Origin of the sequence: Paraburkholderia hiiakae, from assembly GCF_904848665.1 — a bacterium.
In the GTDB taxonomy this organism is placed as follows: Bacteria; Pseudomonadota; Gammaproteobacteria; order Burkholderiales; family Burkholderiaceae; genus Paraburkholderia; species Paraburkholderia hiiakae.
The window spans coordinates 84,520-104,432 of sequence record NZ_CAJHCQ010000018.1 but is presented as its reverse complement, the minus strand read 5'-3'; the positions used below and the strand labels follow the sequence as shown (position 1 = coordinate 104,432).

Below are 19,913 nucleotides of genomic sequence, written 5' to 3'. Positions count from 1 at the left end.
CGCCGGGAGCCGGCGCGCATTTTGGGCAAGACCCGGGAGGTCAACGATGTACAAGCAGATTCTGGTAGCGGTCGATGGCAGCCGCAGCGGTCGGCGCGCGCTCGACGAGGCCGTGAAGATCGCAAAGGCGACCGGAGGCGCCGTTCAGGCGCTGTGTGTCGTGCGGCATCCGGCGCGGCTCGTGGACGTGAGTTCCGGTTTCGCTGAGGAACAGGTGCGCCATTCGGCGGAGAACGACGCCGCAACAGCGGCGCTCGAAGAAGCAAAACTGGTGTTCGCGCAGGCCCAGGTGCCGGGCACCACGCGCGCAGCAGACGCGAGTGGCGAGGAAATCGCCGCCGTGATCTCGCGTATCGCCGCCGAGGAAGACGCCGACCTCGTGGTGATGGGCACGCGTGGCTTGTCGGGCGTGAAGCGCCTGTTGCTCGGCAGCGTGGCCGAATCGTTCCTGCGTATGGCGGACCGGCCGGTCATGCTGGTGCGCGACGAAGAGGCGCCGGTCGCCTGAGCGGGGCGTCCGGTTCCACCGGCCGGTTAGCCGCGAGGGCGCGATCGGCCGGGCAGCCGTTCCGCGGGTTCTTCGGCCGTCGTAACGATCCGTCGCGAAATACCCGTCATAGCAAGCCTGGTTTTGAATCGCTGCGCATCAACTATCTCGATTTGTGACGTTTATCAAGCGACAAAACGCCCATTCGCTACGCGGGAGCCCGTCTTCCTGCCTATGATGTTGGCTTGAGCCGCGTGTCGCGAACACCCGGCACCCCGAAGCATCCCGTCTCTCATCGTCGCGCGTGAAGCGCTTTCATTTCGCTCGCCGCAGACCGCGTCCCATCGCGATCAATCCTGTCACTTTGGCAGCAAACGCACCGGCGGCACCGGGCGAAAGCTACATACGGAGGAGATTGACCATGGCTACCGCTTCCCATCCCCCATTCGACGCCTCGCTTGGCAACGCCTTGGGCGCCTCATTCGACACGTATCGCGCCAACACATCGGCCGCGCTGCGCTTGCTCGTCGGGCAGCAGCAATGGCGCGAGCAGCTATTGAAGCTGGAGCAGCGCCGCATCGAGCGCGACCGCGAGGCGGTCGAAGGCCTGCTCGAGTCGCTGCGCACCGCGCGCGACTGGACCGATTTTGCGGTCGCCACGCAATCGGTCTGGCGCGACTATCTCGGCGCGAGCACCACGCTCTGGCAAGAGGGCGTCGCGGCAGCGGTGCAGGGCGCGAGCACGTGGTCCGACAGTGCGCGCGACTTCACGCAGCAGTGGCAAGAGGCCTGCGCGGGCGCGCAAGCCGGCGCGTCCAAGGTGCCCGGCGCGCTGCCGATGCGCGAGTGGATGAACGCTTTCGAGCGCGCGATGACCAGCGCCGCCAATGGCGCCGCGCATCCGGGCAAGGCGGCGGGTGCGGGGCGCGCACAGGGCGCGAGCGCGGGCGGAGGCCAGCATGGCCACTAAGCGCGTTGCCTTCGTCACGGGCGGCATGGGCGGACTCGGCGAGGCGATCAGCCGGCGCTTGCACGACGCGGGCATGACCGTCGCAGTTTCGTGCTCGGCGGCGAGCACGCGGGCCGATGCGTGGCTTGCCGCTGAACGCGCGGCGGGCCGCGATTTCGGCTGTCATCAAATGGACGTCGCCGATTGCGAAGCCTGCGAGCGCGCGGCGCAGCGAGCGCTCGACGATCTCGGCCAGGTGGACGTGCTTATCAACAATGCGGGCATCACGTGCGACCGCAGCTTCGTCAAGATGTCGAAATCCGACTGGGACTCCGTGCTGCGCACCGATCTCGACGCGCTCTTCAACGTGACGAAGCCCTTCTTGCCCGGCATGCTCGAGCGCGGCTTCGGGCGCATCATCAATATCGGCTCGGTCAACGGCTCGCGCGGCGCTTTTGGCCAGACCAACTATTCGGCGGCGAAAGCGGGCATGCATGGCTTCACAAAGGCGCTCGCACTGGAAGTGGCGAAAAAAGGCGTCACGGTGAACACCGTGTCGCCGGGCTACCTCGCCACGCAAATGGTCGAAGCCGTGCCGAAGGACGTGCTGGACGCGCGCATCCTGCCGCAAATTCCGGTAGGCCGCCTCGGCCAGCCGAACGAGGTCGCGGCGCTGGTGGCGTTCCTCTGTTCGGACGACGCGGCGTTCATCACTGGCGCCGATATCGCGATCAACGGCGGCATGCACATGCAATGACGTGCGGCGCGGCGACGCAATAATTTCGCGCTCGGCAAAAAAGGGTCTTGCAAACGCGCGAGGCGCCTTCATGTTGGAACGGTGAGCGGCAGCGACCGCGCCGCGCGAACGGCGCGATGCGTTGCCGGTGATTCTCCGTCGTTGACCGCAGGGGCGTGATGCAGTTGCATTAGTTGACGGTGAATTCAGGAGTCCGATGTAACGTTGATCGTTGCATGGACAAGAAAAACGTTCAGCCCATGGAGGCATCAATGAGCAATATCTCGCGTTACGATCCGTTTTCGATGGAAAGTGTGCCCGATCTGTTTCACGGGCTGTTCCGGCCGTTGCGTGCCACGAGTAGCGTGAATGGGCAGGCGGCCAGCATCCGGATCGACGTGACGGAAGACGAGGCTGCCTTCACGGTGAAGGCCGAAATGCCCGGCGTCGATCGGAAGGACATTGACGTGAAAATCGATGGCAATCTCGTTTCGATCGCGGCGAAGGTCGAGCGTGGCGGCGAACTGAAGGAAGGCGAGCGCGTCGTGCGTCGCGAGCGGTATGCGGGGAGCGTGAGCCGGGCGTTTACGCTCGCCGCGGAAATCGACGACGAAAAGGCGAGCGCGCAATACAAGGACGGTGTGTTGACGCTAGCGCTGCCGAAGCGAGCCGCGTCCGCCAGTAAGCGCATCGAAATCAACTAAGGCTGAAGTGGCGTTGAGCGGGCGGCGCGCAGACTGCATATCGTGCAGCTGCGCGCCGCTTTTTTTGGGGCAGGACGTTGTCGAATCATCGACAAGTAACACAGCGAAACACGACTGTAGCGAAACTGTACGATTGACTCGCTATGCTGGGGAGACTCAAGCCCACGGCCCTTCGGTCGAATGCTTTTCGGGCATGTGGCTGGAATCGGCGCTCGAACGCTGACTCCGGCCAACAACTGGAGAGACTCGATGCTCAGCCACCACGAACTAGCGACATTGCTGCTGATCCGTGATACCGACGCGCCGATTCAGACGCTCGATTCCGATTTCCTGGCGCTGCAGCGCTACCGTCTCGTCGAAATGGACGAAGCGGGCGGCGACCCCACGCTGCGCCTTACGACCCGCGGTCGCGAACTGCTGCGGCGTCTCACGCATGAAGAGGGCGGCGAGCGCAGTATTTGAGCAGCCGCCGCGCCCCGGTGTTGTACGGCATAGGCGTGTCAAGAGCCTTTCATTGAGCGCTACGCCCGTTACATTCGTGTAATACGCCGCGGAACACTCTGCGATACAGTGCTGGCTTTTGGTTCCAACCCACGCTGTTTTCACACGCAAGAGCCGATTCATGAACGCCGTTATCAAGCCCGCTGTCCGCCTGTTTGCCCTGATTTCCTGCGCCGCGCTTTTCGCGCCGCTCGCTGCTGTCGCCGCACCGTATCACCACGAGGTGTGCCACGTCGAACACGTTCACCATCACGCTGAGCGCGTTTGCCATCACGTGCACTGATATTGCGCCGACTGCGAAACTGACTGCAGGGAAAAACGCCGCACTTCTGTGCGGCGTTTCTTTTTATATTCTGTAATCAGGATAACGAAATAAAAATCGGATATTTATGCTGCGACATACCGTAATTAATTGAAAGAGCAGGGTCACACAAAAAATATCACGGCGCGGTATGCTCCGCGTTTCGTTGCATACATTTTGCTTGCAGCGAGTCTCGCCATCCAAACCGCAACGCGTCAACGCACGCAATGAAAAACATCACGTCGCTAGCCGCATCCGGTGTTGCCGCCAGCGCGCTCGCTATGGCTTCTGGGTCGGTTTGCGCGCAGGAATTTGCACTCTACAGCGGACCGCTAAAAAGCGGCGCCGATCATACCTATTCGTGGCAAATGGATTACACGGAGGGTTTCGGCCAGTACTTTGCTGGCAGCATTGCGTGGTTGAACGAAGGCCATATTCCGAATCATCACCGCGACGGCCAGTCCATCCAGGCGTGGGCGCGCCTGCCGCTCGCGCAGCGTCGCCTGGTGTTCGCAGTAGGCGTCGGGCCGTATCGCTATTTCGACACCGAAGCCGCGTCCCAGGGCCAAGGCTGGTCCGACACGCACGGTTGGGGCGTGCTCTATAGCGCGCGCGCTACGTGGTACGCCGCGAATCGCTGGACTGCGAACCTGCAGCTCAATCGCGTGCAGGTGTCGCGCGGTCCATCGACGACATCGCTCATGCTGGGCGTCGGTTACCAGCTCGACGCGCCCGACGCACCAGGCCCGCGCGATTTCGCGTTGCCGCGCATGCAGAAAGTGACGAACAACGAGATCACGCTGATGGCGGGCGAGACGATCCTCAATAGCCTCGAATCGCAGACATCGGCGGCCGAGGCGATCGAGTACCGGCGCGGCATCAACTCCTTTCTCGACGCTACGGTGGGTTATCTGCACGAGGGCAATGGCATCTCGGCGCGGCGTGATGGCGGGACGGCGCAACTCTGGCTCACACGCGCGTTTTTCGACGAGCGTCTCACGCTAGGGTTCGGCGCAGGCCTCTACGCTGCGATTCACCACGGCGAGCATCCCGACGAGCGCGATACCGGCGACGGTATTCTCTCCGGGCTCATTTCCGTCTCGGCTTCATATCGGTTGACGCAGCACTGGGCCGCGCGCGTGACGTGGAATCGCGTGGTCACGCGCTATAGCCGCGATACGGACGTGATCCTGGGTGGTATCGGCTATCGGTTCTGAGCAGTGGTGATGTAGCCAGCGCGAGCATGCCATGCTTTGGCATGGACTTGCCCGCGCGCTCGTCGCGGCGCTAACCACCCGGAGGCGGACGTCCGCCACCGCCAGGCCCGCCACCGCCGCCGCCGCCGCCAGGCCCACCACCGCCTCCGCCACCACCCTGCGGTCGATTATCCCCGCCACCTGACGGTCGCCCGCCACCTTGTCCCTGGGGCCGTCCGCCGCCCTGGCCAGGTGGCCGGGCGTTCCCTTGTCCCGGCGGCCGCGCGTGATTATTGCCGGGGCCGACGCCGGGCGGCCGGTTTCCGTGTCCAGCGTTATTGGTGGGCGGACGATGGCCGCCACCATAGCCAGGCGGCCGATTCCCGCCACCGTGTCCCGGCGGCCGAGCGCCGCTGGGCGGACGCGGCCGCACGGGCGGCACGGGCCGCGGCCCCGGATGGTGCGCCCACCGCGATTGATTGGAGTACCACGGGCGGTCGCGGTAGTGAAGGCCCCAGTAGGTACCGAGCGAGAACGGCACGATGGGCAGACCGATTTGCGGTCCATAGCTCATCACCGGCACGCGCTGTCCTTGCCATGGATAGCTGATAAAGGTGCCGTAGACCCAGCCTCGCAGGCCAGGAAAACCGATGTCGCACCAGCTAAAACCAGCGACGCAGCCCCACACCGTCACGGCCACGCCCCCCGGTATCTGGGCGACGACAGGAAAGTCGGCTGCGGGTCCTGCGTAGATATTGACGGTCTGATTCGTGAATGCCTGCGACTGGGCGCGCGCGGGCGGCGAAGCCACGAATATGCCGGCTAGCGCGGCGAGCACGACACCGACAAACTGCTTGCGCATTGCTGCCTCCCGCTGGGTGGCGTCACCCGGACATTTATTGAGATAGCAACGTTTACCGTAGCAGATAAGACTTTTCGGGCAGTTTAGAGCGTGTTACGGCTTATTTCGTGCGGGCACACAATCACGGGTCAGGCACGGCGTTCAGTGTTGCGTTCAGCGTGCGCTCGGCGCGCGTTTGGCGAATTGCCGGCGGGGCACACGCATTGTGCCGCGCTGTGCAAAAATCGCGGCCTCGGATCGCATTCAAGAAAACAAGCGGCCGATTCCGTATTAGCAGACGAGGAGCAGACCACCGTGATTCAGCGTATATCCCAGTTCTTTACCGGCGTAGTGCATCGGATCTTGCCGGACCCGCTCATCTTCGCCATTCTTCTCACCGTCGTGACCTTCGTGCTGGCGTTCTCGCTTACGCCGCAGTCGCCCGAAGCGCTCGTCTTGATGTGGGGTTCGGGCTTCTGGAACCTGCTCGCGTTCGCGATGCAGATGGTCCTGATTCTCGTGACCGGCCACGCGCTCGCCAGCTCCGGCCCGGTCAAGCGCATGCTGGTCGCGTTGGCGGGTTGCGCGCGCACGCCGGGGCAGGCCGTGATGCTGGTTGCGTTCGTCGGCGCAATTGCCTGCGCGATCAACTGGGGCTTCGGCCTCGTGCTCGGCGCGATGTTCTCGCGCGAAGTGGCGCGCCGCGTGCGCGGCACGGACTACCGGCTGCTCGTCGCCGCCGCGTACATGGGCTTTCTCACGTGGCACGGCGGCCTTTCCGGTTCGGTGCCCCTCGTGGCGGCCACGAAGGGTAACCCGATGGAAAAGGCCGTCGGCCTGATCCCGGTCTCGCAAACCATCTTCACCGGCTATAACGCGTTCATCACGCTCGGCCTGATCGTGCTGCTGCCAATTCTCGTGCGCCTCATGATGCCGAAGCCCGAAGACGTCGTTTCGGTTGACCCCGCGCTGCTCGAAGATCCGCCGAGTGTCGAGCGCAAGCTCGGCCCGGATGCGACCTTCGCCGAGCGCATCGAGGAAAGCCGCGCGCTTTCGCTGCTGGTGGCGGCTTTGTGTTTTGTGTTCATCGGTATCCGCTTTCACACGAAGGGCTTTGCGCTCGACATCGATACCGTGAATCTCGTGTTCCTCGCGGCGGGCCTCGTGCTGCATAAAACGCCGATGGCCTACGCGCGTGCCGTGGCCGGCGCCGCGAAGGGGGCCTCGGGCATCATGATCCAGTTTCCGTTCTACGCGGGCATTCAGGCGCTCATGGACCACTCGGGTCTCGCGGGTGTCATCACGAAGTGGTTCGTCGATATCGCGAACGTGCACACGTTTCCGCTGCTCGTGTTTCTCAGCTCGGCGGTGATCAACTTCGCGGTGCCTTCGGGCGGTGGCCACTGGGTCGTGCAGGGGCCGTTCGTGATGCCGGCGGCGCAGGCACTCGGCGCGGACCTCGGCAAGTCGGCGATGGCGATCGCCTACGGCGAGGCGTGGACCAACATGGCTCAGCCGTTCTGGGCGCTGCCCGCGCTCGCGATCGCAGGCCTTGGCGTGCGCGACATCATGGGCTACTGCGTGACTACGCTGCTGTTCTCGGGCGTGGTGTTCGTCGCGGGCATGTATCTCTTTTGAGCGTGAGGCGGGCGGCGCCTGCGCGCCGCCCGCTCATTCGTGCTTCGCATGCTTCGCCAGATACTCGCGCAGCACGATCGCATGATTGCGCTGCGTGTCGTGCGAGCCATAGAGCAGGGTGATGTGCCCCTTCGCGGCCGCTTCGGCGAGCGGCTGCCAGGCGTGCGGATTGGTGTTCAGCTCGGCTAGATAGCGCTTCTTGAATTCGTCCCACTGCTCCGGGTCCTTGTGGAACCATTGACGCAGTTCGGTGCTCGGCGCCACCTCCTTCGCCCATTCCACGTTCGCGAGTTTTTCCTTGCTCAGGCCGCGCGGCCACAGCCGGTCCACCAGAAAGCAGTGGCGGCCGCCCTCGGGCAACGGTTCGTAGACTCGCTGGATATCGATTGCCGGTTTTGTCATCGTCGGCTCCCTGGTTGCGGATGGTGCGTGGCACCGCCCGGGCGCCAGCAGCGCCTGCACGCGCTCCTGCAGCGCGGGCACGACATCGTGGTCGAACCACGGGTGGCGCTTGAACCATACCTGGTTACGCGGCGACGGATGCGGGAGCGGCACGAAATTGGGTGCATAGTCGCGCCAGGCCGCCACGGTTTCGGTGAGCGAGCCGCGGCGCTCGCTGCCCAGAAAATAGCGCTGGGCATACTGGCCGACGAGCAGCGTCAGTCGCACGCCGCGCAGCTGCTTGACGAGCCGCGCGTGCCATAGCGGGGCGCATTCCGGGCGCGGCGGGTTATCTCCGCCGGCGCCGCGGCCGGGGTAACAAAAGCCCATCGGCACGAGCGCGACCTGGGCGGCGTCGTAAAACGTTTCGCTGTCGATGCCAAGCCACGCGCGCAGCCGTTTGCCGCTCGCGTCGTCCCACGGCACCCCCGAGGCATGGACCTTCGCGCCCGGCGCCTGGCCGACGATCAGCAGACTTGCCGTTTCACTCGCCTGAAGCACAGGGCGCGGACCGAGCGGCAACGCGTCGGCGCAGACGTGACAGGCGCGGATTTCGGCAAGTAGGGCAGGTAGCGGGCCCGATAGCGAAAGCGGCCCGTGAAGCGGATGGGCATTCGACACGGCAAGGCTGGAAAGCGTGACAGGAGAACCAGTCTACCAAACGCCCCCGTGACGCGCGGCTGCGCCCGGCACGATTCGAGCCCGCGCAAGCGCGCGTGGTGCCGCGTGATGCTCATTGCGCGCTGCGTCATTCTCGTGCGGCCATTTGCGCTTTTCCTGTACTCTCGACCGTGGTCGATCTGGAACGGAGCCGCAATGCCCGCCGAAGCCGAGACGTCAACCCGCACGACCCGCACCGAGCCCTTGCTCGTCGATCTCGCGCTGCAAGGGGGCGGTTCCCATGGCGCCTACACATGGGGCGTGCTAGACCGGCTGCTCGAAGAGCCGTGGCTGCAGATCGAAGGTATTTCGGGCACTTCGGCGGGCGCAATGAACGCCGCGGTGCTCGCGAGCGGCCATGCGCTCGGCGGCGCTGCCGGCGCGCGCGAGGCGCTCGAGCGCTTCTGGCACCGCGTGTCCGACGCCGCGCGCTTCAGCCCGTTCCGGCGCGGCCCCGTCGACATCCTGCTCGGCCGCTGGACGCTCGACCATTCGCCCTTGTACGTCGCGCTCGACATGATGGCGCGCGTCGTCTCCCCGTACGATCTGAATCCGGGGCGCGTGAACCCTTTGGGCACGATCCTCGCTGACACCATCGACTTTGAGGCATTGCGCCACTCGCGCATCAAGCTCTTCGTCACGGCCACGCGCGTTTCCAACGGCCAGGCACGCGTGTTCCGCAATGCCGACATCACGTCCGACTCGCTGCTTGCCTCGGCTTGCCTGCCCACGCTCTTCCAGGCCGTCGAGATCGACGGCGATGCTTACTGGGACGGCGGCTACGCCGGCAATCCCACCATTACGCCGCTGATTCGCGAGACCGATTCGATCGACACGATCCTCGTGCAGGTGAATCCCGTGGAGCGCGCGGGCACGCCGCGCTCGGCGCGCGACATCATCAACCGCGTGACTGAGATCGCGTTCAACTCGCCGCTAATCAAGGAGCTGCGCATGATGGCGCTGCTGCACAAAGTCGCCGACGCGGGCAGCGAGGAGGGCCGCCGCTGGGCGGGTATGCGCCTGCATCGCGTGCATAGCGCGAAGCTCGTCACGCTGGGCTCGTCGTCGAAGCTCAACGCCGAGTGGTCGTTCATCACGATGCTGCGCGACGAAGGCCGCCGCGCCGCCGATGAATTCCTCGCGCAGCACGGCGCGCAGCTTGGCGTGGCGTCGACGTTCGATTTCGAGGCGCTGCTCGAAGGGGTACTGCAATGAGTGCGGGCACGCTTGTTATCGGCCTCGGGGGCATGCTCGCGAGTCTCGCGCTATTGATCTGGCTCGCGTATCGCGGCTGGAGCGTGCTGCTGCTCGCGCCGCTGTGCGCCATGCTGGCCGCGCTCATTTCCGGCGAGCCAGTGCTCGCGCATTGGACGCAAACATTCATGTCTAGCACGGGCCGCTTTCTCGCCCAGTTCTTTCCGCTCTTCCTGCTCGGCTCGCTGTTCGGCAAGCTGATGGAGGACAGCGGCTCGGTGGACGCCGTGGCGCGCCTCATGATCGACAAACTCGGCACGCGTCACGCGCTCGTGGCCGTGGTGCTGGGCGGCGCGCTCGTCACCTATGGCGGCGTGAGCCTCTTCGTCGCGTTCTTCGTGCTCGCGCCCATGGCGCAGTCGCTCTTTCGCTCCGCCAATATCCCGCGCCGCCTGATGCCCGCGGCGATCATGCTCGGCACGGCGACCTTCACGATGTCGGCGCTGCCCGGCACGCCCGCGCTGCAAAACGCCATTCCCATGCCGTTTTTCGGTACGACGCCGTTCGCCGCGCCGGGACTCGGCGTGATCGCGAGCCTCGTGATGGCGGGCTTCGGGCTCTGGTGGCTCGGGCGCGCGGCGGCGGCGGCGCGGCGCAACGGCGAGGGCTTCGTCGAGCCCGACAACGGCGGCGCCGATGACGAAGATCGGGGCAAGTCCTCGCTCGTGCGCGAGCGTGCGAGCCTCGCGCAAGCCTTCGACCCCGCCGAGATCGGCAATGGCGCAGCGGCATCGGACCATGCCGGGCCGCCGTCGCCCTTCGCCGCGCTCGCGCCGCTGGTGGTCGTCGTGGCGATGAACTTCGTGATGAATGTCGTGGTATTCCCGCGCATCGACGCTTCCTACCTGGCCGAACCGCGCTGGGGTTCGACCACGCTTTCGGCGGTGGCGGGGGTATGGGGGGTTTCGGTTGCGCTCGCGCTCGGCATCATCGTGCTGGTGGCGTTGAATCGCGCTCGGCTCGGCGCGCTGCGCGAAAGCGTCGATGCGGGCGCCAACGCTTCGGTACTGCCGGTGCTGAGCGTGGGCAGCCTCGTGGGCTACGGCGCGGTGATTGCCGCGTTGCCCGCGTTCGAGGCCGTGCGCGACTGGGTGCTCGGCATCGGTGGAGGGCCGCTCGTTTCGCTCGCCGTGGCCACGAACCTGCTCGCCGGGCTCACGGGCTCGGCCTCGGGCGGGTTGACCATCGCACTTGACGCGCTCGGTGGCACCTATATGCAACTCGCCGCGCAGCACGGTATCAATCCCGATTTGCTGCACCGCGTGGCGGTGATGTCGTCGGGCACGCTCGACAGCCTGCCGCACAACGGCGCCGTGGTTACGCTGCTGGCCGTCTGCGGTTCGACGCATCGCGAAAGCTATCGCGACCTCGTGGTGGTGAGCATCGTCGGCGCGCTGATCGCGCTCGGCGTGGTGATCGTGCTCGGGTCGCTGTTCGGCAGTTTCTGAACGTTGTTCCTGCGCGAGACACGTCGCGGGGCACCGATCCGCCAACGCGCGTAGACTCTCGCGAAGCAACGGCCTTTCGCAAGGAGGCTTCATGAAATTGCTTGCAGTCCACCCGAGCGGACTGATGTACACGCGCGTGTTCCTGCGGCTCGAGCCGCTGGGTCTCGAATCCGTGGCCGGCACGGCGCGCGACGCGGGCCACGACGTGCGGCTTCTCGATCTGCAGGTCGAGACGCACCGTGACCTCATGCGCATGGTGCGCAACTGGCAGCCCGAGGCGCTCTGCTTTTCGGGCAACTATCTGGCCAACATTCCCGAGATCATCGATCTTTCGAAGGCCGTTAAGGCCGCGCTGCCTTCGTGCTTCGTGTTCGTGGGCGGCCACAGCGTGTCGTTCACCGCGCCCGATCTGCTGCGCCATGCCGAAGGCGCGATCGACTGCGTGCTGCGCGGCGAGGGCGAAGCTTCGGTGAACGAACTGCTCGAAGCGGTGTCGCGCGGCACGGATCTGCTCGCCGTGCCCGGCGTCTTGACGAGCCATGGGTCGGGGCCGCCGCCACGTTTCGTCGAGAATCTCGATCCTGTGCGGCCCGCGCGCGACCTGCTGCGCCATCGCCGCAAGTACTTCATCGGCACGCTCGATCCTTGCGCCTCCATCGAATTCGCGCGCGGCTGCCCGTGGGACTGCACGTTCTGCAGCGCATGGACGTTCTACGGACGCAGCTATCGCACGCGCAGCCCCGAAGTCGTCGTGGACGAACTGGCCGCGCTGCGCGAACCCGGCGTGTTCATCGTCGACGATGTGGCGTTCGTGCACGCTGAACACGGCATGGCGATCGGCGAGGCGATCAAGCGGCGCGGCATCGACAAGCGCTACTACCTGGAAACGCGTGGAGACGTGCTTCTGCGCAACAAGGACGTCTTCCGCCTGTGGGAGTCCATTGGGCTGAAGTACATGTTCCTCGGTCTGGAGGCGATCGACGAGGAGGGACTCAAGGCGTTTCGCAAACGGATCAGCCTCGACCGGAACTTCGAGGCGCTCGAGTTCGCGCGTTCGTTGGGGATTACCGTTGCGATCAACCTGATTGCCGATCCGGACTGGGACCGCGAACGCTTCGAGACGATCCGCAAGTGGTGCCTGGAGATTCCCGAGATCGTCAATATCAGCGTGAATACGCCGTATCCGGGCACGGAGAACTGGCAGCGCGAGGCGCGGCGCCTCATGAGCCTCGACTACCGGCTCTACGACATCCAGCACGCCGTCGTGCCGACGAAGCTCCCGCTGCCCGAGTTCTACGCGGAACTCGTGAAAACGCAGCAGGTGCTCAATCGCAAGCACATGGGCTGGACGGCGCTGCGCGGGGCCGCCGGGCAGGCCACGCATTTGCTGTTGCGCGGCCAGACCAATTTCGTGCGCATGCTGTGGCGCTTCAACTCGGTGTTCGATCCGCGCCTCCAGATGGCCGATCATGCGCGCGAAGTCCGCTACGAGATGACGCCGCCGCCGGGCGTGAACGGCGCGGCGCAGGTCGATATGAAGACCGTCTACATTCATGGCCCCGCTGGCCGCAAGGGCCGTAAGATCGACGACGCCACGGAGAAGTTCGTCGACGAGACGCGCATGGGGCTCGGGTGAGCGGCTGGTTCGTGCAACGCGCTACGCCGGCTCGCTGTAGGCGACGAGACTCCACGTCGCATCTGTACGGTGTACGCGCATGCCAAACAACGCGTCCAGTCCCGGGATTGAACGAGGATTGTTTATGGCGAGCCGCGGCATGGTTTCCCCCTTGCTGATGTGCCGTGTTGCTTGCGGACCGAAAGATACCCATTGTTTCGCACACCAGACACCATCCTGCGGGCATACATCTCCCGTGTACGCCATAGTGCCTAACGGCGCACGCTCATCTTTCGAACGCTTGACAGGCGCAAGGGGAAGGCCGTTCGCTGGCTCAAGGTTCTTCTCGCGGGCAAGACGCTGGATGAGTTGCTCAGATGGCTTCTGCGGCGGCGTGGCCGCATCCTGTTTCTTTTGCCACTGAAACGTGCCGTCCCACGGCGGCAGCTTTGCGGGCGGCAGCGGGACAATCTGGTCGATGTCCGGCACCTTGGGATTCAGACCGTCGTTGTCGTCGATGAATTTGGCGATTAGCTTATAACGACGCGAACGCTCAGGATCGCGAGAAAGGCCCAGGTAGTACAACACATCGGACGGTTTGGTGTCGAATCCGTTCCCCAAAAATCTGGCCGATTGCTCATTGCCCGTTCGCACTCCCTTTTGAAACGCTTCGACAGCTTCAGCATAGAGTTTGGCGTCCATCAAATCTATGCCGAGATAACTGGCGGCTTTGCCGTATCCCTGATTGGTAGCGCACTCCATCATCTGCCGCGAAATTTCCGGGGCGCGATCTTTCGGCGAGAGCAAATCCCCGACGTAGTACTGCGCATCCGGGCTTCCAAGGTCTGCAGCCTTGCGGAAATATACCCGCGCCTTGTTCTCGTCCTTTTTCACCCCATAACCGAGTTCAAGGTAGTGCCCCATATCGTAGTAGCCGCCAGGGATGCCGGCAGCGATCAACTGTTCCACCAGATCGATCGTCTCGTTCGGCGCATCGGGCGACTGTGCGAATCCCTCGGACACAAGCAATTGCAGGTTATGGTTAGCCTTGTAGTGTCCGGAGGCAGCCGCAACCCGGTAATAGCGCGCCGCGGCATTGTAGTCCTTGGGGCCGTCCTGCTTCTCAAGGAAAAGGGCATATTTGAACAGCGTATCGGCCTGTGGATCGAGCGTCGGAAGATGGTCCGCTTCGCGGGTGCAGGTAAAGGCCAGTTTGGCGCGCACTGCGCTCAGGTCGGCTTGCGTGGGCATTGAATTATCCTTGTTCGAACAGGCGCAGAGGAGGAACGCAGCACAGATCGCGATGGAAGTGTTTCGGTACATCGTTTAATCGATCCTCAGACGGTGATCGGAGGTCCAAATGAAGCCGATCAGTGAGGCAATTGGTGTCTCTCCGATTTTCTGCTTTCGTGCATTCCGCTTGATGATGTCCTCCCACGCATCGAATGCCGCTTTCGGCACATCCGAGGCGCCATCTTGCAAGCCACCCGTATGTATATTCCACAACCGCTTGCGCAGCGGCCGCGTCACGTCCATCCGCTCATGACAGATATTCAGTTCGCTATCGACCTCCATGCTGCGCCGGTTGACGTTGGCAGAACCGTGCGTGAGGAACACATCATCCACAATCATGATCTTGTTGTGGACATAGACGGGCATCCAGTTTCCCGGCGGTGAATCAGGCGCAACTAGCGAGCACACGTGAACCTTCAGGCCTGGGATAGGCTGCGGTAACACGACGTTCTTCGTGTTCTCGTCGATCTGCTGTTCTAGCGCTGCCGCCCTGGCCCGCGCATTGTCCAAAGCCTGTTGCGCTACGACTCGTTCCTGCGCTCCATTGGCGTTGCGCATCTGCGTATTCGTTGCCGTTACCTGCTTCTGCGCGTCGGACAGCTCACTGCTGAGTGTATCGGCGCGTTCCGCACGCGCGACCGCTGGCATCGTATCCGCGCGTCCCAGACTGTTCAGCATGTCATAGGTCGTGCCCGCGCCCAGACCCATACCGTCCTTGCTTGCATTGGTTACGACGAAAAGATGGATGGAGCCATGTTTCGCGGGATCACGCCCCCACTCAACCTGGGTCTTCGCCGCACTTTTAATCTTTTCCGCAAGCTCTGGCCAGCGAAAGTACTGGTTCTCGATGTAGATAAATTGCGTCGCGTTGTTGACCGCCTGGAGGTACATTGCCCTGATGTCGCGCACGCCCTCCTGCGACTGTGTGGGGTTGATCTGCGCCATGACGCGCGTGCCAATATTGTCACGCGGTTTGAGCTTGTCTCGCAGCGCATCACGCCTCGCGCGCAAATCCTCCTTTGTGTCGCGCTCCCATGCACGGCAAAAGTTATCGTTCAGGCTCGCGAGGATCGGCCCCGCCACAATGGCCGACATGTCCTGTCGTGGCGTCTCGCCATTACGTCCGAGATTCGGCGCCTTCTTCACGTAGCTATGCGCGTCCGTGTCCCAATAGGCATCCAGCGTGTTATGTCCCATCACGAAGCCGACCGCGTGTTCGGGAGTCTCATAGTCGATCAGCACCATTTTCTGATGGTGAGAAGGTTCCGCTCCGTACGCCGCGATGGTCGGGAGCGTTGGGCCGATACAGGCATCCCGCATAAGCTTTTCGCGAAACATGATCTCCTCGCGGTCGTGCCGCGAGAAGTCTCGAGTAACCAACTCGATGCCGATATCCTTCAGTGACTGCGTACCGAGCAAAGGCCAACGTTTGGCCTTGAGTTGCGGGTACATCTCCGAGCCGGCAGTCGCGGCAGTGGGCGGCGGCATGCCACGTGGCCGTGTTGCACAGTAGTACCAGTTCCGGTCATAGGCGCGCTGCTGCGCGTCCTCGTTCTGCGTCATGTACCGCATCGTGTCGTATTCGGGCATTTCCTGTTCGCTGATCTGTGCTGCCCAAGCCCTGTCCAGCCAGCACAGGATGCGAACCTTGACGCCCGCTTTGGCCTTCTTGATCAGCAGGTCGCCAATGCGCAGCGACGTGCCGCCGTCGCGTTTGAAATACATCGACGGCTGAAAACCCCAGCAGACGTAATCAACGGTACAGGTCGCGTTGTCGATGGCGTCGTAGAGCGCGCCAAACGCTTCCTCGCCGTTCACCAACGGCGTGTATGTTGCACCCGCCGGGTTGTATTCTGTGCGCTGCAGGAACCAGGGAAGCGTGATTGTTGCCGAACGAGTTTGGCTAAGCGCGATGGGTACAACGATGGGTGACGGGGTGGCCATTTATGTTCCTTTCTATACGGCTTGCAGCAGGTCGGTCCAGTCTTCATAGCGCTTCGAGGGACTCCGCTTCAATAGTCTCCAGTCCGAAAATCGCGACTAATTGACGGGAAGCAATGAGGCAGGGAGACAAATGCGCCCGCGCAGTCGTCCGGCCGGGATTGGACGTTCACGCGCAGCAGGTTCACAATCCACCGGTTGCATCAAGACGAAAAAGATATGGAATTCCGGCAACTACGCTACTTTCTCGCCGTCGCGGAGTATCTGCATTTCAGCGAGGCGGCAGCCTTTCTCGGCATTGCGCAGCCGCCGCTCAGCCAGCAGATCCTCAAGCTCGAAAAGGAAATCGGCACGCGGCTCTTCATCCGCCACTCGCGGCGCGTGGAGTTGACGGAAGCCGGGCGGCTCTTTCGCGAGCGCGCGCAACGCATCATCGACGACGCGGATCTGGCGCTCGCGGAGGCGCAAAACGCGGGGCGTGGCGAGACCGGGAGGCTCGTGCTCGGTTTCGCGGGTTCCACGGTGTTTCATCCGCTCGTCGCGACCGTGCTGCAGCGCTTTCGCAGCGCGTATCCCGGCGTCGTGATCGGGTGCGAGGAGAGCAACAGCTCGGTGTTGCTGGAACGCGTGAGCGAGGCGAAGGTAGATGCCGCGTTCGTGCGCCTGCCGCTCGATTGCCGCGGCCTCGCCACGCAGGCGCTCGTGGAAGAGGACGTGCTCGCTGTGCTGCCGCCGCGCCATCGCCTTGCGCGCCGCCGCAGCCTCGATCTCGGCGATCTGGCGGGCGATCCGCTCATCCTGTTTCCACGCCCGATCGGCCCCGATCTCTACGACTCGATCATCAGCGCGTGCCACGCGGCGGGCTTCAATCCGGTGATCAGCATGGAGTCGCCGCAGATTTCCTCGACGGTCAACATGGCGGCGGCGGGCTTCGGCGTCACGCTCATTCCTTCTTCGATGCGTCAGATCCAGGCCAAGGGCGTGACGTATCACGATCTCAAGGGCGGCACGCTGCACACGACGATCGCACTCGTGCACCGCCCGCGCGAAAAGGCACCCACGGTGCAGAACTTCGTGCGCATCGTGCGCGATGCGGCGCGTCATGCCCCGCAGGGCTGATCTGCCGGCTCGGAAGGCGATCTATATGTTTTTCGTCTTGATCGAGCGTGATTGCGATATTGGACGCAATGGATCGCGGGTTTTATGCTTCCGCGATCATCGTTTTCTGCAGGAGCCGTTCGCATGTCCACCACGAACCGGAGCGCCGGGCGCGAGCCGCTGGTCGCGTCCTTGCGAGCCGTCGTCGGCCGCCAGCACGTGCTAACCGGCGACGAGGCCACGCGGCGTTATCGCAAGGGTTTTCGCTTCGGCGAGGGGAGCGTGGCGGCGGTCGTGCGGCCCGGCACGCTCGTCGAGCAGTGGCGGGTGCTAGAGGCTTGCGTTGCCGCGAATGCGATCGTCATCTCGCAGGCTTCGAACACGGGCCTCACGGGCGGCTCCACGCCCGACGGCGACGACTACGACCGCGAGGTCGTGATCGTGAGCATGACGCGCATGCGCAAGGTCTATGTGATCGACGGCGGCAAGCAGGTGGTCTGCCTGCCGGGCTCGACGCTCGATCAGCTGGAGCAGACGCTCAAGCCACTCGGGCGCGAGCCGCATTCGGTTATCGGCTCTTCATGCCTGGGCGCTTCAGTCATCGGTGGCGTGTGCAACAACTCGGGCGGCTCGCTCGTGCGGCGCGGTCCGGCCTATACGGAAATGGCCGTGTTTGCGCAGGTGGATGCGGCGGGGCGTCTTGCGCTCGTGAATCATCTGGGCATCCGGCTTGGCGAGACGCCGGAAGACGTGCTCGGCCGCCTCGATCGCGGCGAGTTGCCCGAAGCCGATATCCTGCACGGTGCGGGCGCGGCTTCCGACCATGATTACGCGGATCACGTGCGCGACATCGAAGCCCACACGCCCGCGCGCTACAACGCCGACCCGCTGCGTCTGCACGAAGCGGCGGGGTCGGCTGGCAAGGTGATGGTGTTCGCGGTGCGCCTCGACACGTTTCCCATCGAGCGGGGCGCGAAGGTGTTTTACATCGGCACGAACGAGACGGGCGAATTGACCGATCTGCGCCGCGACATACTCGGCAAGTTCTCGAAGCTGCCTATTGCGGGCGAATACTTGCATCGAGACGCTTTCGATATTGCCGAGCGCTACGGCAAGGACATGTTCCTCTTGATCCAGCATCTCGGCACGCAGCGCTTGCCCGCGCTGTTCGCCTTCAAGAGCCGCTGCGACGCGTTTTTCGAGCGGCTGCCGTTCTTTCCCGCGCATTTCACCGACCGCGTGGCGCAGGCCGCGAGCCACTGCTTTCCGGCCCATCTGCCCGCACGGCTCAAGGACTACCGGCAGCGCTACGAGCATCATTTGATGCTCAAGGTATCGGCCGATATGGTGGACGAAACGCGCGCTTACCTGAGCGCGTTTTTCGGCATGGTGAGCGGCGATTTTTTCGAATGTACCGACGAAGAGGGCAGCAAGGCGTTTCTCCATCGTTTCGCGGCGGCGGGCGCGGCGGTGCGCTATCGCGCGGTGCATGGCGACGAAGTGGAGGACATCGTCGCGCTCGATATTGCGCTTCGGCGCAACGATCGCGACTGGTTCGAGCGTTTGCCCGAGGCGGTGGAAAAGCCCATTGCGATCAAGCTCTACTACGGGCACTTCCTTTGCCACGTGTTTCACCAGGACTACATCGTTCGCAAGGGCAATGATTGCCTCGCGCTGGAACACGAGATGTGGAAGCTGCTCGACGCGCGTGGCGCCGAATACCCCGCTGAGCACAACGTCGGCCACCTTTACGATGCGAAGCCTGCGCTGAAGTCGTTTTACGAAAATCTCGATCCGTGCAACTGCTTCAATCCGGGTATCGGCCACACGTCGAAGTTCGCGCATTATCGAGCGCCGCAGGCGCAGTAAACAAAAAAAGCGGCGGCGGTAGCGAACCGTCGCCGGAAAGGGCGTGAACCCTCGCGCTGCGCGCTTCCCCCGTATTAGCTCTTCGTCGTCGTTGCCATCCAGCCGTTCTGCGTGCTGATCTGCGCGACTTCTTTCGCGATCGAGCGAGCCAGCTTGCCGGCATCCGACGAGAGCGTGTCGCGCTTCGCCTCCGATGCGCCGTGCAAACCGCCGCCCACCACCGCCGCCGTCGCGACGTGGCCGGCCGCCGCGCCCACGCCCGCCGTTTCGGCCATGCCGGGCATATGGCCGCTATCCGCCTTCGTCTGGAAGCTCAGGAGCGGCTGCGGCTCGCCGCCGTTGGCCGGCTGGAACAGCACGGCGATCGTCGCGCCCACTTCGCTCTTGCCCGCGCCGAGACCGATCAGCATGCGGCGGCGGCTGCTTCCCGCGTCCATCGTGTCGATGCGGCCTTCCACGATCAGCGCGTTGCGACCGGCCGGTACCGGGCCGTCCATGCGCACGGCGGGTAGACCCATTTTCTGAAGTTCGGTCACGAGTTGATCGGCGAGATGTTCGCGCGTTTGTAGCGCGGCCTGCTGTTGCTGCTGCGCCGACGACTCGCCGCTCGCCATCGTCTTGAGCTTGTGCAGCATGCCGGTGCTGTCCAGTTGCACCTGTTCGGCGGCGGCGTCGAACGTGTAGACGTAGACGACGTCGGCGTGCTGTTGCGGAAGCGGCCCGTTCGTTTGCACGACGGGCGCGGCCGATGCGCAGCCGCTCGCAAAGAGTGCGCCCGCGAGGAACGTAGCGCCCGCGACGCGTTTGGCCTTGTTGACGAGGAAGTTGATGAGCGATTGCATGTCGATGTCCTTTGCCTGAAAGAGTGTCTCGTGTCTGCCGATACTCGCAAATCATTCAGGATGGCGAACTATCGACCTTGGTGCTTCGGCGTCTGGGCT

Annotated in this window: 18 protein-coding genes and 1 pseudogene; 13 read left to right on the top strand and 6 right to left on the bottom strand. The window is 63.8% G+C overall.

Going from position 1 to position 19,913, the window contains the following annotated elements; all coding sequences use genetic code 11:
- Positions 1–46: 46 nt before the first annotated feature.
- The 7 genes from JMY28_RS28570 to JMY28_RS28540 all read left to right on the top strand — a co-directional run bounded on the left by JMY28_RS28570 (position 47) and on the right by JMY28_RS28540 (position 4,895).
- On the top strand, positions 47–508 hold the full coding sequence (locus JMY28_RS28570; protein ID WP_201699262.1) for a universal stress protein: 462 nt from the start codon (positions 47–49) through the stop codon (positions 506–508).
- A gap of 400 nt (positions 509–908) precedes the next feature.
- The gene (locus JMY28_RS28565) at positions 909–1,457 is read left to right on the top strand and encodes a hypothetical protein (RefSeq protein WP_201699261.1); all 549 of its coding nucleotides are present in this window, start codon (positions 909–911) and stop codon (positions 1,455–1,457) included.
- Positions 1,447–2,193 (top strand): acetoacetyl-CoA reductase, encoded by a 747-nt coding sequence (gene phbB, locus JMY28_RS28560; RefSeq protein ID WP_201699260.1) that lies wholly within the window; start codon positions 1,447–1,449, stop codon positions 2,191–2,193. The genes JMY28_RS28565 and phbB overlap by 11 nt, the downstream gene beginning before the upstream one ends.
- A gap of 251 nt (positions 2,194–2,444) precedes the next feature.
- The gene (locus JMY28_RS28555; protein WP_201699259.1) at positions 2,445–2,876 is read left to right on the top strand and encodes an Hsp20/alpha crystallin family protein; all 432 of its coding nucleotides are present in this window, start codon (positions 2,445–2,447) and stop codon (positions 2,874–2,876) included.
- A gap of 249 nt (positions 2,877–3,125) precedes the next feature.
- Positions 3,126–3,338 carry a hypothetical protein gene (locus tag JMY28_RS28550; RefSeq protein WP_201699258.1) on the top strand — a complete coding sequence of 71 codons (213 nt, stop codon included), beginning with the start codon at positions 3,126–3,128 and terminating at the stop codon, positions 3,336–3,338.
- Between the two features lie 160 nt (positions 3,339–3,498).
- On the top strand, positions 3,499–3,660 hold the full coding sequence (locus JMY28_RS28545; protein WP_201699257.1) for a hypothetical protein: 162 nt from the start codon (positions 3,499–3,501) through the stop codon (positions 3,658–3,660).
- Positions 3,661–3,848: 188 nt separating this feature from the next.
- Entirely contained in the window at positions 3,849–4,895 is a 1,047-nt protein-coding gene (locus tag JMY28_RS28540) for a hypothetical protein (protein WP_407945552.1), read from the top strand.
- Positions 4,896–4,965: 70 nt separating this feature from the next.
- On the opposite strand, the gene JMY28_RS28535 is transcribed toward JMY28_RS28540, so the two are convergent.
- On the bottom strand, positions 4,966–5,736 hold the full coding sequence (locus tag JMY28_RS28535; protein ID WP_201699255.1) for an SH3 domain-containing protein: 771 nt from the start codon (positions 5,734–5,736) through the stop codon (positions 4,966–4,968).
- 294 nt (positions 5,737–6,030) lie between these two features.
- On the opposite strand from JMY28_RS28535, the gene JMY28_RS28530 reads away from it, so the two are divergent.
- A complete protein-coding gene (locus JMY28_RS28530) occupies positions 6,031–7,353 on the top strand; it encodes a TIGR00366 family protein (protein ID WP_201699254.1) in 1,323 nt (440 codons plus the stop codon).
- A 33-nt stretch (positions 7,354–7,386) separates the two neighbouring features.
- Here JMY28_RS28530 and JMY28_RS39085 read toward each other — a convergent pair whose 3' ends face one another.
- Together JMY28_RS39085 and JMY28_RS39080 are read right to left on the bottom strand one after the other, a co-directional pair.
- Positions 7,387–7,755, bottom strand: a complete 369-nt coding sequence (locus JMY28_RS39085) for a DUF488 domain-containing protein (protein WP_236597089.1) — start codon at positions 7,753–7,755, stop codon at positions 7,387–7,389.
- A 42-nt stretch (positions 7,756–7,797) separates the two neighbouring features.
- Positions 7,798–8,415, bottom strand: a pseudogene (locus tag JMY28_RS39080) (uracil-DNA glycosylase family protein); the annotation flags it as partial.
- A gap of 195 nt (positions 8,416–8,610) precedes the next feature.
- On the opposite strand from JMY28_RS39080, the gene JMY28_RS28520 reads away from it, so the two are divergent.
- The 3 genes from JMY28_RS28520 (at position 8,611) to hpnR (ending at position 12,792) form a co-directional block, all read left to right on the top strand.
- Positions 8,611–9,669, top strand: a complete 1,059-nt coding sequence (locus JMY28_RS28520; RefSeq protein WP_201699252.1) for a patatin-like phospholipase family protein — start codon at positions 8,611–8,613, stop codon at positions 9,667–9,669.
- Entirely contained in the window at positions 9,666–11,156 is a 1,491-nt protein-coding gene (locus tag JMY28_RS28515; protein ID WP_201699251.1) for a GntP family permease, read from the top strand. The genes JMY28_RS28520 and JMY28_RS28515 overlap by 4 nt, the downstream gene beginning before the upstream one ends.
- A 91-nt stretch (positions 11,157–11,247) precedes the next feature.
- Positions 11,248–12,792, top strand: a complete 1,545-nt coding sequence (hpnR, locus tag JMY28_RS28510; protein ID WP_201699250.1) for a hopanoid C-3 methylase HpnR — start codon at positions 11,248–11,250, stop codon at positions 12,790–12,792.
- 21 nt (positions 12,793–12,813) lie between these two features.
- On the opposite strand, the gene JMY28_RS28505 is transcribed toward hpnR, so the two are convergent.
- On the bottom strand, positions 12,814–14,094 hold the full coding sequence (locus JMY28_RS28505) for an SEL1-like repeat protein (RefSeq protein ID WP_456238749.1): 1,281 nt from the start codon (positions 14,092–14,094) through the stop codon (positions 12,814–12,816).
- Positions 14,095–14,097: 3 nt separating this feature from the next.
- Entirely contained in the window at positions 14,098–16,008 is a 1,911-nt protein-coding gene (locus tag JMY28_RS28500) for a phospholipase D-like domain-containing protein (protein ID WP_201699248.1), read from the bottom strand.
- Between the two features lie 216 nt (positions 16,009–16,224).
- On the opposite strand from JMY28_RS28500, the gene JMY28_RS28495 reads away from it, so the two are divergent.
- Positions 16,225–17,124, top strand: a complete 900-nt coding sequence (locus tag JMY28_RS28495) for a LysR family transcriptional regulator (protein ID WP_201699247.1) — start codon at positions 16,225–16,227, stop codon at positions 17,122–17,124.
- 123 nt (positions 17,125–17,247) lie between these two features.
- Positions 17,248–18,972, top strand: coding sequence for a D-lactate dehydrogenase (gene dld, locus JMY28_RS28490; protein ID WP_201699246.1), 1,725 nt, complete (start codon positions 17,248–17,250; stop codon positions 18,970–18,972).
- A 74-nt stretch (positions 18,973–19,046) separates the two neighbouring features.
- Here dld and JMY28_RS28485 read toward each other — a convergent pair whose 3' ends face one another.
- Complete coding sequence (locus JMY28_RS28485) at positions 19,047–19,814, bottom strand: DUF4410 domain-containing protein (RefSeq protein ID WP_201699245.1); 768 nt, start codon at positions 19,812–19,814, stop codon at positions 19,047–19,049.
- Between the last annotated feature and the right edge of the window lie 99 nt (positions 19,815–19,913).